Below are 15,294 nucleotides of genomic sequence, written 5' to 3' on the forward strand. Positions count from 1 at the left end.
CACCTGCAGAGCCCTATAGAATTTGCCAAGATTTTAAAGGCTTACCCGCCCGTTTCTGTATGCAATTTTCCCCAACCCAAAAAAGTATCGGTGCCTGGGCCCTGATTGCGGCGCTCGTCGCATCGGTGCTTTGGTTCTTGGCGCCTGTGCTGTCTCCCTTCGTGGTGGCTGCTGTGCTGGCGTACGCGTTGACACCTGTGGTGGACTGGTTGGATGACCTTGGCAAAGGTCGCATACCCCGGCTGCTGGCAGTTGTCGTGGTCGAGTGCGTGTTTATTCTGCTTTTGTTGGGCGTGCTGCTTTTGATTGGGCCGATTTTGGTGAAGGAGTTGCCTCTCATGCGCGAGCAACTGCCGGTGCTTTTAGATAGCCTCAATGAGACCATCAAGCCAGTGTTTGCCCAATGGGGCATTAAGTTTTCTTTAGATGTCGTGAACATCAAGGCTTTTGCCCTGAAGTACTTGACGGCCAACTTTGAAGATGCCTTCGCGTCTGTGGTGACCTCTGTGAAACTTGGGGGCAGTGTGGCCTTTGCTATTTTGGGTAACGCCATCCTGATTCCTGTGGTCCTGTTTTACCTGTTGATGGACTGGACGCGGTTTGTGGCGAAACTGCGTGCATTGGTGCCTCCCCGCATGCGAGCTGCCACCGACCTTTTCTTGGCAGAGGCTGACGATATCTTGGGCCAGTATTTGCGCGGCCAACTCTTGGTCATGGGGCTTTTGGCGCTTTACTACAGCGCGGGGCTGGCCATGTTTGGCCTTGATCTCGCGCTGCCTATTGGCGTGTTTACCGGCTTGGCGGTATTTGTGCCCTACCTAGGCTTTGGCTTGGGTTTGATTCTTGCTGTGTTTGCGGGCTTGCTGGAGTTCTCCGCCTCCAGTGGCGTGGGGTATGCGATGGTGATGGTGGCAGTGGTCTACGGATTTGGACAGATTTTTGAGAGCTTTTTTCTGACCCCTCGCCTCGTGGGGGAGCGCATTGGTTTGCACCCGCTGGCGGTCATTTTTGCATTGATGGCGTTTGGGCAGGTGTTTGGATTTGTGGGTGTCTTGGTGGCCCTGCCCGCCAGTGCAGTGCTTTTAGTGGCCATACGGCGGGTCCAGGTAGGGTATCTGGCAAGTCGCTTGTACCAAGGCTAATGCAGTTCGCGAGACAGATGAAAAACACTAACTAGCATGAAGCAAATTGCGTTGGATATTGGGCTTGCAACCGGCCCCACTTTGTCAAATTTTTTTGCGGGCCCCAATGATGCCCCGCTCAAGCACCTAGAGCTGTGGGTCGGCGTGAAGGGCACCCCCCACAGCCGCTCACCCGTGCCTACCTACCTTTGGGGGCCGAGCGGCAGCGGGAAAACCCATTTACTTAAAGCTTTGCGGGAAGCGTTGCGTGAGCAAGGCGCGCGCGCGGGCTGGCTGGATGCTTCGGTACTTGATGTACCTGACTACGACGAGACTTGGGCTGCTGTCTTTATGGACGATGTGCATTTGTACACCGCGGCGCAGCAGCAGGCTGCCTTCAACTGGTTTGTGAATGCGCAAACGCATTTGCGGCCGGTGGTGGCTGTAGGCGAGTTTGCACCCACGCAGTTGCTGCTGCGCGACGATTTGCGGACCCGTTTGGGCTGGGGGCATATTTTTGCGCTGCATCTACTGAGTGAACCAGAACGACGCGCGGTGCTGCGTAAAGCGGCGGATGCCCGTGGAGTTTTTTTGAGTGATGAGGTCATGGACTTTATGCTGTCTCGCTTCAGCCGTGATTTGGGCAGTTTGATGGAACTGTTGGATCTGCTGGATGGATACGCATTGCAAACCAAGCGAGCCATCACGGTGCCACTGATCAAATCCATGATGGAGAACGCATGAGCTTGCCCCGCATTGCCTTGTTTGACTTGGACCACACTCTCATACCCATAGACTCAGATTTCGCTTGGGGCGAATTTACGATGGACTTGGGGTGGGTAGACGCTGTCGAGTTCAAACGACAAAACGACGCCTTCTATGCCCAATACGCAGATGGCAGCTTAGACCCACACGTTTACGTGCGGTTTGCTACAGAGGCGATCAGGCGGCAGGGTGCTTCTAAATCTATAGCAGCTCGCGCCGATTTTATGAGCGCTGTCATGCATAAGGCGATTCGGCCCCAAGCCTTGGACTTGGTCCGTAAACACCAGGCCCAGGGTGATGCCGTGGTTTTGGTCACGGCGACCAACGAGTTTGTGACACGTCCTATTGCGGATGCATTTGGGGTGCAGGAGCTATTGGCTGTGGAGCTTGCCCGTGACCCAGAGACCCAGTGGTACACCGGTGAAATCCAAGGGACACCCTCGTTTCGCGAAGGAAAAGTGACCCGCGTGACTCAATGGTTGCAGCAACGTGGTTTAGCGTGGGACCAAGTGCACACCACGTTTTATAGTGATTCTCACAACGATCTGCCCATCATGGAGCGCTCGAATGTGGCGATAGCGACCAATCCTGACGCCAAACTACGCAAGGTGGCAGAAGCACGCGGATGGCGCATACTCGAGCTCTTTGCCTAAACTGGCTTGGGCTTTGCTTATGTCTTTTCCAGTTTCCCTGCAAACGGCGCAGCCTCAACGGTGGGCTCGCTGCAGTCGGCCTGGTGTCGACCGCGCTCAATTACAAAAAACATGATTAAAAACTTTATCGACAAGCTACTGGGCAAGGCACCATCGGGTGCTGCACGCAGCAAGAAGCCGCAATTCGGCAAACGCGTTGACGTGGGTGTGGAGAGCCACGGGATCAACCCTGCTTTGGTGGACGAACGCGCCATTTCCGTGTTGCGTACGCTTCAGCAGGCTGGATTTGAGGCCTACATCGTGGGGGGCGCTGTGCGCGACTTGCTCTTGGGCTTGCAACCCAAAGACTTTGACGTGGCAACGAATGCCACGCCCGAGCAAGTCAAAGGATTGTTTCGTCGGGCGTTCATCATTGGACGGCGTTTCCGCATCGTTCACGTGGTGTATGGCCGGGGCCGTGAGCACGAGGTGATCGAAGTCTCTACCTTTCGGGCTTACCTAGACAATGCTGCGGCTGAACAAGTGGCAGGCAACGAGAAAACCAGCAAGAGCGAGCTGGCAGGCCTGAAACACGCGGTGGACAGCACGGGCCGGGTCTTGCGCGACAACGTGTGGGGCCCTCAAGAAGAGGACGCAGTGCGACGCGACTTCACCGTCAATGCCATGTATTACGACCCCCAAACCCAAATCGTGGTGGACTACCACGGTGGGTTGAAGGATGCCAAAAACCTCACCCTGCGCATGATTGGTGACCCTGCCACCCGCTACCGTGAAGACCCTGTGCGCATCATCCGCGCCGTGCGCTTCGCTGCGAAGCTGAGTGGGTTGGGCTTCAAGTTAGATACCAAAACGGCCGCGCCGCTCGTCAAGTCGCAAGCGCTTTTGGCAGATGTTCCCCAAAGTCGCTTGTTTGACGAAATGCTGAAGCTTCTGCAGACCGGACATGCCTTGGCTTCGATCGCAACCTTGAAGTCTTTAGGGATGGCCCGTGGCATCTACCCATTGTTGGACGTGGTGGTTGAGCGCGCAGAGCAAGATTTCGTGAGCTCCGCGTTGAAAGACACTGACCGCCGCGTGGCGGAGGGCAAGCCAGTTGCGGCTAGTTTCTTGCTAGCCTGCGTGTTGTGGGCGGATGTGCGCGACGGTTGGGCACGGCGTATTCAAGAGCGTCAGCATTCCCACCCCGCACTGCAAGATGCCATAGACGAAGTGTTCAACGCGCGCATTGGTGATGTTTCTGGGCGCGGTAAGTTGGCCGGTGACATGCGTGAAATATGGATGATGCAGCCACGTTTTGAAAAGCGGGTGGGCAGTGCGCCTTTTGGCTTGGTAGAGCAAGCGCGCTTCCGTGCCGCCTTTGATTTCATGCGCTTGCGCGCAGAAGCCGCAGAGGTGGAAGAGCAGTTGGCTGACTGGTGGCAAGAGTTCAGCGTGGGTGACGACAATCTGCGCCAAGACTTGGTAGACCAAGCCCGCGAAGAGCAGCAACAGCGCCAGCGTACACCGCGTGTCGCCCGGGCGCCAAAACCTACTACGCATGCAGGATCTGTATCAGTGAACGTGGCTGCTCCTCAACCTACGCGTGCAGTATCGGATACACATGAGGACCGTGCAGCACGAGTTTCCAGTGGGGGCAATGACGCAGAGGATGTTGCTGCCACGGGCGATGCACCTCGCAAGCGCCGTCGTCGTCGTCGCTCTGGTGCCGCTAAAGGTGGCGGCAGTGATGCGTCCGCGGGTGGCTCAGCGCAGTAGGGAGCCAGATGCGCGACTGGGTCACGGCTTATATTGGTTTAGGCGCCAATTTAGGTAATCCCGCACACGCACTGCACAGTGCAGTGCAAGCCTTGGCGGCGAATCCCGGCATCGCCCAATGCCGAGCCTCTTCGCTGTACAGCAGTGCACCCATCGATTCCAGTGGGCCTGACTACACCAATGCTGTGCTCAAACTCCAAACTCGCTTGAGTGCGCCAGACTTGCTGGTCTGCCTGCAAACCATAGAGTTGCAAGCGGGACGTCTGAGGCCCTATCGCAATGCGCCTCGCACCTTGGACTTAGATTTGCTCTTGTACGGCGACGGGCAAGTGCATAGTCCAAGCTTGGTAGTGCCGCACCCTAGGATGTGGGAACGCGCCTTTGTTCTCGTTCCACTTGCTGAAGTGGGCGCACCATGCGTCGACGCACACATGCTGGCACGCGTAGCCTCGCAGCCTATCAGGCGCTTACCCCCATAGGCGGAGCTTACATATGGCTGAAGATATGGCAGCTTATCGTCAAAGCAAGGGTTTTCTCTAGCGCGGACCCTCCCATATTCAGACATTCTTGGCGGTCTTTAATAATTCGTTAACTGGGGTGCCGATATGGGCTTAGATCGTCTGAGAATGGCAACCAAACTTTGGTCTGCTATGGCCGCAATGATTGTGGTGCTGGCGCTGATTGTGGCGTTTACGTCCACTGCATCGACGCGCTCACGGGCGCAGTTTGGCCAAGCTACCAGCGATATGCTGCTACGCATCAAGGCTGCTAACCAGTGGGCTGCGCTCTCTGAAGTAAATGCTACACGCGCCTATGCTGTCGTGGTATCTACCGATCCCGGTGTGAGCACTGCGTTTAAAGAAGAAATTGCAACGACTAACGCTAAGACCGAGGACTTGCAAAAGTCTATCGAAGGGATGGGATTGTCTGAACGAGATGTGGCGCAAATAGCCAAGATCGTCGAATTACGCAAAAAAATGCTGGACCTCACCGCCCAAGCGGCGCTTCTCAAAGTAACCAAGCCCACCGAACTGAAAGACTTTGTCGAGCAGCAGTATCGCCCCGCTAATGCGGCGGTGCATGCTGCATTCCAAGAGTTTGTTGCGATGCAGGACGCTGCCAACCAAGCGATGCAAGCCGACTACGAAAAACGAGGTCAAGGCTTGGTCTATAAGGCGGGTGGCGCCATTGGCTTGGTAATGGCCGGTATCTTGATTGGTGCTGGTTTTTTGATTCGGTCTATCAATCGCCCTTTGTTGCAGGCCAATGCGCTTGCGGCTCAGATTGCCCAGGGTGACTTGAGTGCCAATGTGGACGAATCACGTGCGGATGAGTTTGGCGACTTGATGCGCTCGTTGGCGGTGATGAATCGGTCGTTGGGGCGCATGGTGTCGGAGGTGCGAGGCAGCACAGACAGCATTGCCACTGCCAGCGCAGAAATTGCCAGTGGCAACAACGATTTGGCACAGCGCACAGAGCAGACCTCTAGTAATTTGCAGTCCACCGCCTCCAGCATGGATGCCCTGACATCCATGGTCCAAAGCAGTGCCAACAACGCCCGTCAAGCCAGCAGCTTGGCGGCCAGCGCCACCTCGGTTGCCCAGCGCGGGGGCTCAGTAGTCGGACAGGTGGTGCAAACCATGCAAGCCATTGATGCAAGTAGCAAAAAGATTGCAGACATCATTGGCGTGATTGACGGTATTGCCTTTCAGACCAACATCTTGGCGCTGAACGCTGCTGTAGAAGCTGCACGTGCGGGAGAGCAAGGGCGCGGGTTTGCGGTGGTGGCCAGTGAAGTCCGCAGTCTTGCCCAACGAAGTGCTGATGCTGCTAGAGAGATTAAGCTACTCATTGCCAACTCCGTGGAAAAAGTGCAGTCGGGCACCCAACTGGTGACCGATGCAGGAGCCACGATGAACGATATTGTGGAGTCGGTGCAACGCGTGGCAGACGTAATCTCTGAGATCACCAAAGCGGCGGCTGAGCAAAGCGAAGGCATTGCCGGAGTGAATCAGTCGATAGGCAGTCTTGACCAAATGACACAGCAAAACGCCGCCCTGGTAGAGGAAAGTGCCGCCGCAGCCGAAAGCTTGCGTGAACAAGCGAGCCGCATGAAGGAGGCTGTTGCGGTCTTCGTCGTCAGTGATGCATATGATGACCCGCGGTCAAGTCGGTTGGCCCTTGCCGCACCTCCGGGTTCCCCTAACTATTGACAGGCGAAGAGTAAGCCCTTGTTTAAGAAAACTCCATCTCTGAGTATTGCGCGGCGGATTCAGTTTCAAATAGGGCTGGTGATTGCGGTCGTTATTGCCTGCGTGACGCTTCTGGCCTACCAGAACAGTATTCATAGCATGCGCGAAGAGGTACTGGATAGCCTCTTCTCCGCCATTACCCAGCGCTCCAACCATGACTCTGCGGCTTTTGTTGAGGCGCAGCAAAACACCTACCAGCTGCGCAATGAGTACCTCCGTAGGCTGGCTATGATGGGAGCACAAGATCCCAAAGCCGAGTTTGATGAGTGGTTTTCACGCTATCCCGATGGCCTAGTGCGGGTACGCAAAGAGCGCGATGACCACAAGCATCTACCCTCCATCTACATTCGAGAAAATGTAGCCCTAACTCCGGCGATTCGGCGTCAAGTGGTTATCGCCTTTCGTCTGCTGCGAGAGTGGGGCCCGGCGATGACGACACGCTACTACTCTGCCTACATTGACTTGCCAGGCGTGGCGCTCATCATGTATTCGCCCTCGGTCAACTGGGGCAAAGAGGCAGACAAAACGACCAATAACTTCGACTACCCGCCCGTCAAAAACTCTTCGCCATTTAATAACCCATTGCGCCAGAACCTTTGGACGGAGGTGTATTGGGATGACAAGGCCTTGATCTACATGGTGTCTACCATTACGCCAACCGACTTTGCGGGTGAGTGGATAGGCACTGTCTCGCAAGACTTATCAGTCGATGAACTGGTCAAGCGGACCATTGGTCAACAAATACCGGGGACCTACAACCTCTTGCTTGGTGACGATGGCAGACTGATTGCGCACCCCGACCGCATGGAGGAAATCGCCAAGGCGGGTGGCAACCTCAAGGTCAGTACTTTGAACGATCCCTTGCTCAGCAATGTCACTGAGCTCGCTATGCAAGCGGGTATGTACCCCGAAGTGCGTGAGTCTGCAGATGGGCAGTACTATCTGGGGTTGTCGCGCATCCGTGGACCCAACTGGCATTTGGTAACCGTGTATCCCAAGGCCTTGTTGCAAACCCGAGCGTATGCCTCGGCACAAGTCATTTTGCTGGGCGGCTTGGTGGGCTTGGTAGTCCAGCTGGTTTTGCTTGCATGGATTATCCGCAGACAGGTGGCGGTTCCGCTTGGTCGTTTGAGTCAAGCGGCGGCGTCCATTGCCAAGGGGGACTTGCAAGTGGAGCTAGATGACCGGGAAGGCCATGAACTTGGTCGTTTGGCCCGCAACTTCATACACATGGCGTCTCGCCTGCGTGAGCGTGATGAAGCGCTGACCAACCGCGCGCGCGAGTTGGAGCATGAGGTGTCTGAGCGTATTTCGTCCGAGCACCGCATGCAGCATATGGCCACGCATGATGCGCTGACTGGGCTTGCCAACCGCACCTTACTGATGGACCGCCTGCAACAGGCCCTAGCGGCTGGCGTACGTAATCAGCAAGTCATCGCCGTGCTATTCATTGACCTCGATAACTTCAAGCAAATTAACGACACCCTGGGACACGACGCAGGAGATGAAGTGCTGCGCCATGTGGCAGGAAAGGTGTCTTTATTGCTGCGCAAGTCCGACACCTTAAGTCGTATGGGCGGTGACGAGTTTGTGCTGTTACTCCCTGCCATTGGGCGAAAGGAAGACGCAATGGTCATTGCGGAGAAAATCATCGCCTCTCTGTCAGAGGTGATTGAGGTGGGGGGGGTGAACTTCGCCATTACGCCCAGTATCGGCATAAGCTCCTTCCCCTATGACGGGGACGACGCACAAACACTCCTCAAGAATGCCGACATTGCGATGTACCGCGCCAAAGAATATGGGCGCAATGGTTTTCAGTGCTATACGCCCGACATGGGGCAGCGAGCCAGCGAAGTGCTGCCCATGGAAGTCGCTATACGGGCGGCCTTGTCTAACCATGAGTTAGAACTTTACTTTCAGCCTAAAGTAGATGCGCGAACCCACACCATTGTCAGCGCCGAGGCTTTGCTGCGTTGGAGTCGGCCCGGGTTTGGCTTGTTGAGTCCGGGCGCGTTCATTCCTTTTGCTGAAGAGCGCGCCAATCTCATGCGCGCTATTGACACGTATGTATTGCGCAAGGCATGCATGCATCTCGCGCGCTGGCGCAAGGCGGGTGTTCCCGTTACTTCTATCGCCCTTAATCTATCTGCGAGCCAATTTGCCCGGGCGGGCATGATTGCCGAGCTCGACGAACTATTGCTTGAGTTCGGCTTGGATGGCAGCTTGCTAACCTTGGAGGTCACAGAGGGGGTGCTGTTGGCAGAAGGGGGCGTTGCAGCAGACAACATGCTGGCTTTGCGGCGTATGGGCGTGCAGGTCAGCATTGATGACTTTGGCACGGGCTTTTCTTCACTGTCGTATTTGCATCGTTTCCCCGTCGATGAGCTCAAAATTGACCGTTCCTTTGTTAGCAAAATCGGTAGAACGGGCAAGGACGCTGCGCTAGTCAAGGCCATTATTGGTTTGGGGCGTGATCTCAGTTTGCGCGTCGTGGCCGAGGGGGTGGAAACCACGGAGCAGGCCGAGTACCTCACAAGTAGTGGCTGCGATGTACTGCAAGGCTATCTGTTTTATTTGCCCATGTCAGAAGAACAATTTTTGGAAATGCTGGGCGCGCAGGCGTTTGCCAGCGCTTAAACCACGCAATGCGCCGCCTACCTCCCCTTAATGCCTTGCGCGCGTTCTCGGTTGCAGCTCAGACAGCCAGCTTTACCAAGGCAGGCGAGTTGCTCCATGTGACCCAAGGGGCTATCAGTCGGCAAGTCAAACAGTTGGAAGAGGCAGTGGGTCAACCCTTGTTTATGCGGGCCCATCAAGGTTTGGTGCTCACGCCAGTGGGTAAGGATTTGGCGGCTTCGCTAGAGGATGTGTTCGCTCAGTTGGAAAGCGCGGTTGACAGGGCTGCACAGGCGGTACAGCGCCAGCTTTTGGCGGTGAATGTACCGCCGACCTTTGCCACGCGTTGGTTGGCACCGCGCTTGTCTGACTTCAGGGCGCGCTACCCGATGATTGACTTATCGATCACCACCGACTGGGTCCAGAAAACGCGGGACGCGCAGAATCAAGACTGCTTGGTTGTTTTCGGCAGCGAAGCGTGGCCTAAAGTTCAAACAGAACGCTTGATGGTTGAGCAGCACATCATGGTGAGCAGTCCGGTGCTGTGGCGCAATGACTTGCCGCCTTCGTTGTCCAATGCCACCCTATTGCATATCCTCAATGGAGAAGAGCGTTTACCTGTGTGGGAGCACTGGATTGCTGTGCATGGGCTAAGCCATGTGGACCCTCAGCCTGGGTTGGCCTTCAGTACTTTGGATCAAGTGATCAACGCAGCCGTCGCGGGGGCTGGAGTGGCGGTGGTGGACCAAGCCATGGTTGTTCGCGAACTGCAGTCGGGTGTTTTACGCCGGCATAGCCAGCAGCAAATGAGTGGCCCGTGTGGTTACTGGTTCATCGACGTGTCCCACAAGCCAGAGCGCCAAGCCTTGGCACGCTTGTTTCACGACTGGCTGTTGACCCAGTTTCATCGGGATCAATCCATGGCGCTACTCGCGGCCTAGTGGGGCGGCGAGGATCAAGTCTGCTGCTTTTAAGGCCACCATCATGGTCGGTGCATTGATATTGCCTGCTGTGATGTTGGGAAAGATGGACGCATCCACAACCCGCAAGCCTTGAAGTCCGTGCACGCGGAGTTCATGGTTCACCACAGCCGTGCTCGCCTCAGGTCCCATCGCGCAGGTACCGCACAAGTGGTATATCGAGCCTGACTGCTGACGGAAAAACTCCAACATACTGTCTTCGTCCGTTACGTTTTGGGCGGGGGACATTTCTTGGACCGTGATGGCTTGCAACGCTGGCGCTTGCATGAGTTTGCGTACGAAGTGGCTTCCTTGGACGGCCTCATCGCAGTCCAATTGGGTGCTCAAGTAATTGGCGTGGATTGCAGGGGCTTCTTGGACATCCCGGGATGTGATCTCAACCCTGCCTCTGCTCGTGGGCCTACATGGATTGAATGCGATCAAAAATCCAGAGTACGGGTCCGGCTTCAGCGCTGCATTTACGTTTTGGGGAATGGAGTAGGACAAAGGGTTGAAATACAACTGCAGGTTAGGGTGCTGTACTTGCGCGCTTCCTTTGAAAAATCCGCCGGCTTGGTTGACGCTCATCGCCAAAGGCCCGCGGCGTGTGAATGCGTAGCGCAATGCAGCGCGTGCCTGTCCCCACAAGGACCCTAGCTCATCATTCAGGGTAGGGCGGTTGGCTTTGAAGTAAAACGACGCGCACAAATGGTCTGACAAGTGTTGGCCCACCGCTGGCAAGTCGTGGACCACAGGTATGCCTAGTTTGTGCAACAAGGTGCCGTTTGCGACACCAGACAGCTGTAGCAGCGCGGGGCTGCCTATGGCACCGGCAGCGAGAATGACTTCTTTTCTGGCGTGAAAGGTTCGCTCCACGCCCTGCTGCCGCACCACTACGCCGGTGGCTCTTTTGGCGTCATCAAAGAGAATTTTTTGTGCGTGCGCATAGGTTTCCACGGTGAGATTGCTTCGACCCATTGCAGGGTGCAAATAAGCAAAGCTGCTGCTGGAGCGCATGCCCTCGCGTGTATTGGTTTCGTAGATGCCCGCGCCCTCGAATTGAGCGGCATTGAAGTCATCGCTCAGAGGTAGGCCCAATTCCGCGCATGCAGCCAAATAGTTGTCGCAGATGGGGTGCGCGTCGGGCTTCATAGGGGTAATGCCTATCGGCCCATTTGCCCCTCGGTACGCCGTTTCACCAGCCGGGTGGTTTTCTAGTTTTTTGAAGTAGGGCAAAACGTCGTGGTAGCCCCAGCCTGGGTTACCTGCTAGCGCCCAATCGTCAAAGTCTTTGGCTTGGCCACGCACATAGATCATGGCATTGATGGAACCTGAGCCGCCCAGTACCTTGCCTCTGGGGGCATAGATTTTGCGGCCCGCAAGTTCCGCCTGCGGCTCGGTGTAGTACATCCAGTTGGTTTTAGGGTTGAAGTAGGACTTCACATACCCAACGGGCAGCTTGAACCAAAATGAGCTGTCTTTGCCGCCCGCCTCCAAGAGCAACACACTGTGTTCGCCTGATTCACTCAGTCGGTTGGCCAAGATGCAGCCGGCAGAACCCGCCCCCACAATCACATAGTCGTAGGTCATAGCGGCTTTGCGTTGTTCCAACGGTTCTTCCACGCTTCACTGGACTGCGCCCGCACGTCAAAGGGATTGGGGTCCATCAGCAAGTGCAAACGCTCGCCCGTGTAGGGGCTGTTCGCGTGGACTACATCCATATCCAGCTCAATGCCAAGCCCAGGCTCCGTGGATGGGATGATGAAGCCTTCTTCCCAACGCAAGGGGGTTTTGACCACTTCGCTATGGAATCCTCCCCACGTCATGATGCTTTCTTGGATCAGAAAATTAGGTGTAGCCGTAGCTAGCTGCACGCTAGCGGCAGCACCAACGGGGCCGTTGTACAAGTGCGGTGCAATTTGGACGTAATAGGCCTCCGCCATGGCGCTGATTTTCTTGGCCTCTAAAAGCCCGCCCACCCGGCCCACGTTCATTTGCAAAATGCTGGCGGCTTTGGTTTGCAACACATCCAAGAACTCGTACTTGGTGGTGAGCCGCTCGCCGGTCGCTATGGGAATACTCGTCTTGGCTGCGACCTCTGCCATCGCTTGGTTTTGGCCCGGGGGTACCGGCTCTTCAAACCACAGAGGGTCGTATTTTTCAAGGCGTTTGGCCAAGCGTATGGCCGATGCGGGCGTCATCTGGCCGTGCGTTCCAAACAGCAAATCGCATTGGTTGCCTACGGCCTCGCGGATCTTGCGGCAAAAGGTTTCGCACTGGTCCATCAGCTCCAAGGACAAATGGTGGCCGCCGTAGACGGTGTAAGGCCCCGCTGGGTCAAACTTCAAGGCCGTAAAGCCTTGCTTGACAAACTCTGCCGCACAGTTGGCAGCCAAGTCAGGGTCGTCGTAGTCAAATTGACCCGCCGCATTGCGCGGGTACAAATAGGTGTACGAGCGCAGGCGCTCATGGACTCTGCCTCCTAGCAACTGGTACACCGGCTGGCCTGCCGCTTTACCCATGATGTCCCAGCAGGCCATTTCTAGCCCACTCACAATGCCCATCATGGTGAGGTCAGGGCGCTGGGTGAACCCACTGGAATACGCCGCACGGAAAAAGCGCTCAATATGGTGGGGGTCATGGTCCAGCAGGCAGCGGGTGAACACGTCCTCAATCGCCAGTTCCATCACGCGTGGGTGAAAGGTGGACGCATAGACCTCTCCAACCCCTTCAATACCACAGGCTGTTTTGATCTTGACGAAGATCCAATACATACCGCCCAAGTGCGGTGGCGGTACTGCGACCACGTGGGTTTCTAAGGAGACAACTTTCATAGCATCGAGTCGGTAGGTGTTTTGGGTTTCTGCACAAGCAAATGGATATGTGGCCGTTGGTACCTTAGTACTTCATAACGACCAAGCGCGTTTGGGTGAATTCCAGCATGCCGTGCTTGCCATCGTCGCCCCCTAGGCCAGACCGCTTCCAGCCTGCGTGATAGCCCTGATAGGGGTCTGCAGGCATGCGGTTGATGTACAGCTCTCCGCTCTCAATGCCATTGGCAACGTGCATGGCCTTGCGCAAATCAGACGTAAACAGCACGGAACTCAGGCCAAACTGGTGGTCATTGGCCCATTCCAGTGCTTGGTCCAAATGTGTATAGCGCAGCACAGGTAACACAGGGCCGAACAACTCTTCTTGCACAATTTCTGAGTGCTGCTCGCAATGGGTCAGCAGCGTAGGTGGGTAAAAGTAGCCCGGGCCTTCAGGTATCGTCCCTCCGCACAGCACGTGTGCACCGGCTGCGACAGCGCGTTGCACCATGGCGTGAATGTTGGCGCGTGCAGAAGCACTGACCAAGGGGCCCACAAAGCTTGCGTTGGTCGCTCGGTCTCCATGCGTCTTTGCCAGCATGGCTGCATGTAGCTTTTGGACTATGGCATCGTGAATAGACGTATGGGCATAGACCCGTTCAGGCGCGGTGCACAACTGGCCGCAGTGGGTGAGTTTGGCGTTGACAATGGCAAGGGCTACCGCATCCAAGTCGGCATCTGGCTCCACGATCACCGGGGTCTTGCCCCCCAGTTCCAATGACACTTTGGCAATGTTCGCTCGTGAGTAGCCTATTACCTTTTGCCCGGCTTGCACGCTGCCGGTGAGCGTCATCATGGCCACCTTGGGGTGCATGCACATGCGCTGCGCGCTTGCATGGCTCATCACCATGATCTGAATCAAGTTGCCGGGGAAGCCGCTGTCTTGCACACAGCGCGCGATCTCTAGCGCAGAGGTCGGGGTATTGTTACTGGGGCGCACCAATACGGCATTGCCCGTAATGAGTGCAGGCGCAATCTTGCGCAGCAAGGTGTACACCGGGTAGTTAAACGGAATCAAGCACGCAACCACCCCCATGGGCTCGCGGTACAGCAGCAAGTTTTCGTCAGGGCTGTCGCTGGGAATGATCTCGCCTTCTACCCGGCGCGCCCATTGCGCGTGAAAGCGCAGTATCTCGGCGGCATACATGGTTTCATTGGTCGCGTCTTCTAGGCTTTTTCCCGACTCAAGCGCTAGCGCTTGGCCTATCAAGCCTGCACGTTGCACCAGCAGTTGTGCAAGTGCCTCCATGTGGACGGCGCGCTGCGCAGACGGTGTCTTTTTCCAGCTGCGCTGTGCAGCATGCGCTTTGTCCACTGCCTCCAATACTTGTTGCTCACTGGCCTCTACCACGCTCGCACCAGGCTGGCCCGTTGCAGGGTTGGTGACGGAAAACCGATGGCCATGGGGCGTATCGACAAACGTTTGGCCTATGAAATTGAGGTAGTGGCTCATGCGTGTGCCACCTCTGCGCTCGGCTGGCTTACTTCGGTGTTGCCGCGCTTATCCACAAAACGGCGCACGTAGTCGTTAGCGGGGCGCTGCAATATGTCTTGCGGTGTGCCAACTTGTACCAGTTCGCCGTCACGCAAGATGGCAATACGTGCGCCAATGCGAATCGCTTCATCCAAGTCATGGGTCACAAACACAATGGTTTTTTTGAGACTGCGTTGTAGCTCCAAGAGCAGGTCTTGCATGTCATGGCGGATCAAGGGGTCCAGCGCGGAAAACGCCTCGTCCATCAGCAACACTTCTGCGTTTACGGTAAGTGCGCGCGCCAAGCCCACGCGCTGGCGCATACCGCCAGATAGTTCATCGGGGTATTTGTTGGCGTAGTCGGCCAGGCCGACCTTTTCTAACCACGGCATGGCTTGCGCTCGGGCCGCTTTTTTAGAGAGGCCGCTGACAAAAAGCCCGTAGGCCGCGTTATCAATCACATTCCAGTGGGGTAGCAGGCCAAAGCTTTGAAACACCATGCTGACCGTGGTTTGACGCAACTTGCGCAGTTCCGCATCGCCCATCTTCAGCACGTCTTTGCCGCGGATTTTTATGGCCCCTGCGGAGGGCTCTATCAGCCGGTTGATGTGCCGAATTAGTGTTGACTTTCCTGACCCAGACAGCCCCATCACAACAAAAATCTCACCCTCTTCAATGTCGAGTGACACGTTCGTCAGGCCCACCGAGCAGCCGGTGGCCTCCAGCACTTTGCGTTTGTCGCAAGACTGCAAAACCATCTCCAAGCCTTGCTTGGCGTTTACGCCAAATACTTTGTAAACGTTTTGGATAGAAATCATCGCAGCCATGC

The 15,294-nt window shown here is 56.1% G+C and carries 12 protein-coding genes; 8 read left to right on the top strand and 4 right to left on the bottom strand.

The genetic code is table 11. The features are described 5' to 3' along the window. Window positions 1–59 precede the first annotated feature (59 nt). From EXZ61_RS07250 to EXZ61_RS07285, 8 genes are all read left to right on the top strand, one after another. Complete coding sequence (locus EXZ61_RS07250; protein WP_142810455.1) at window positions 60–1,142, top strand: AI-2E family transporter; 1,083 nt, start codon at window positions 60–62, stop codon at window positions 1,140–1,142. A gap of 36 nt (window positions 1,143–1,178) precedes the next feature. Further along, entirely contained in the window at window positions 1,179–1,865 is a 687-nt protein-coding gene (hda, locus tag EXZ61_RS07255; RefSeq protein WP_142810457.1) for a DnaA regulatory inactivator Hda, read from the top strand. Further along, window positions 1,862–2,539, top strand: coding sequence for an HAD family hydrolase (locus EXZ61_RS07260; RefSeq protein ID WP_142810459.1), 678 nt, complete (start codon window positions 1,862–1,864; stop codon window positions 2,537–2,539). Before hda ends, EXZ61_RS07260 begins: the two co-directional genes overlap by 4 nt. Before the next feature lie 111 nt (window positions 2,540–2,650). Further along, window positions 2,651–4,294: a polynucleotide adenylyltransferase PcnB gene (gene pcnB / locus EXZ61_RS07265; protein WP_142810461.1), complete on the top strand. Its 1,644-nt coding sequence runs from the start codon at window positions 2,651–2,653 to the stop codon at window positions 4,292–4,294. 8 nt (window positions 4,295–4,302) lie between these two features. Continuing rightward, window positions 4,303–4,773: a 2-amino-4-hydroxy-6-hydroxymethyldihydropteridine diphosphokinase gene (gene folK / locus EXZ61_RS07270; RefSeq protein ID WP_142810463.1), complete on the top strand. Its 471-nt coding sequence runs from the start codon at window positions 4,303–4,305 to the stop codon at window positions 4,771–4,773. Between the two features lie 147 nt (window positions 4,774–4,920). Then, a complete protein-coding gene (locus EXZ61_RS22360) occupies window positions 4,921–6,507 on the top strand; it encodes a methyl-accepting chemotaxis protein (protein WP_168224718.1) in 1,587 nt (528 codons plus the stop codon). Window positions 6,508–6,525: 18 nt separating this feature from the next. After that, a complete protein-coding gene (locus tag EXZ61_RS22365) occupies window positions 6,526–9,183 on the top strand; it encodes a bifunctional diguanylate cyclase/phosphodiesterase (protein WP_142810467.1) in 2,658 nt (885 codons plus the stop codon). A gap of 8 nt (window positions 9,184–9,191) precedes the next feature. After that, complete coding sequence (locus EXZ61_RS07285; RefSeq protein WP_142810469.1) at window positions 9,192–10,103, top strand: LysR substrate-binding domain-containing protein; 912 nt, start codon at window positions 9,192–9,194, stop codon at window positions 10,101–10,103. Here the strand turns inward: EXZ61_RS07285 and EXZ61_RS07290 are convergent. The 4 genes from EXZ61_RS07290 to EXZ61_RS07305 all read right to left on the bottom strand — a co-directional run bounded on the left by EXZ61_RS07290 (window position 10,089) and on the right by EXZ61_RS07305 (window position 15,292). Continuing rightward, entirely contained in the window at window positions 10,089–11,711 is a 1,623-nt protein-coding gene (locus EXZ61_RS07290; protein WP_142810471.1) for a GMC family oxidoreductase, read from the bottom strand. The genes EXZ61_RS07285 and EXZ61_RS07290 overlap by 15 nt on opposite strands. Further along, window positions 11,708–12,955, bottom strand: coding sequence for a mandelate racemase/muconate lactonizing enzyme family protein (locus EXZ61_RS07295; protein WP_142810473.1), 1,248 nt, complete (start codon window positions 12,953–12,955; stop codon window positions 11,708–11,710). The genes EXZ61_RS07290 and EXZ61_RS07295 overlap by 4 nt, the downstream gene beginning before the upstream one ends. Window positions 12,956–13,019: 64 nt before the next feature. Continuing rightward, window positions 13,020–14,444 (bottom strand): aldehyde dehydrogenase family protein, encoded by a 1,425-nt coding sequence (locus EXZ61_RS07300; RefSeq protein ID WP_142810475.1) that lies wholly within the window; start codon window positions 14,442–14,444, stop codon window positions 13,020–13,022. After that, window positions 14,441–15,292 carry a quaternary amine ABC transporter ATP-binding protein gene (locus EXZ61_RS07305; protein WP_142810476.1) on the bottom strand — a complete coding sequence of 284 codons (852 nt, stop codon included), beginning with the start codon at window positions 15,290–15,292 and terminating at the stop codon, window positions 14,441–14,443. Before EXZ61_RS07305 ends, EXZ61_RS07300 begins: the two co-directional genes overlap by 4 nt. Between the last annotated feature and the right edge of the window lie 2 nt (window positions 15,293–15,294).

It is taken from the genome of Rhodoferax aquaticus, from assembly GCF_006974105.1.
In the GTDB taxonomy this organism is placed as follows: Bacteria; Pseudomonadota; Gammaproteobacteria; order Burkholderiales; family Burkholderiaceae_C; genus Allorhodoferax; species Allorhodoferax aquaticus_A.

Excerpts from the sequence above, each read along its gene's own strand:
- EXZ61_RS07250 (WP_142810455.1), top strand. The coding sequence starts at position 60 with ATGCAATTTTCCCCAACCCAAAAAAGTATCGGTGCCTGGGCCCTGATT.
- hda (WP_142810457.1), top strand. The coding sequence starts at position 1,179 with ATGAAGCAAATTGCGTTGGATATTGGGCTTGCAACCGGCCCCACTTTG.
- EXZ61_RS07260 (WP_142810459.1), top strand. The coding sequence starts at position 1,862 with ATGAGCTTGCCCCGCATTGCCTTGTTTGACTTGGACCACACTCTCATA.
- pcnB (WP_142810461.1), top strand. The coding sequence starts at position 2,651 with ATGATTAAAAACTTTATCGACAAGCTACTGGGCAAGGCACCATCGGGT.
- folK (WP_142810463.1), top strand. The coding sequence starts at position 4,303 with ATGCGCGACTGGGTCACGGCTTATATTGGTTTAGGCGCCAATTTAGGT.
- EXZ61_RS22360 (WP_168224718.1), top strand. The coding sequence starts at position 4,921 with ATGGCAACCAAACTTTGGTCTGCTATGGCCGCAATGATTGTGGTGCTG.
- EXZ61_RS07285 (WP_142810469.1), top strand. The coding sequence starts at position 9,192 with ATGCGCCGCCTACCTCCCCTTAATGCCTTGCGCGCGTTCTCGGTTGCA.
- EXZ61_RS07290 (WP_142810471.1), bottom strand. The coding sequence starts at position 11,711 with ATGACCTACGACTATGTGATTGTGGGGGCGGGTTCTGCCGGCTGCATC.
- EXZ61_RS07295 (WP_142810473.1), bottom strand. The coding sequence starts at position 12,955 with ATGAAAGTTGTCTCCTTAGAAACCCACGTGGTCGCAGTACCGCCACCG.
- EXZ61_RS07300 (WP_142810475.1), bottom strand. The coding sequence starts at position 14,444 with ATGAGCCACTACCTCAATTTCATAGGCCAAACGTTTGTCGATACGCCC.
- EXZ61_RS07305 (WP_142810476.1), bottom strand. The coding sequence starts at position 15,292 with ATGGCTGCGATGATTTCTATCCAAAACGTTTACAAAGTATTTGGCGTA.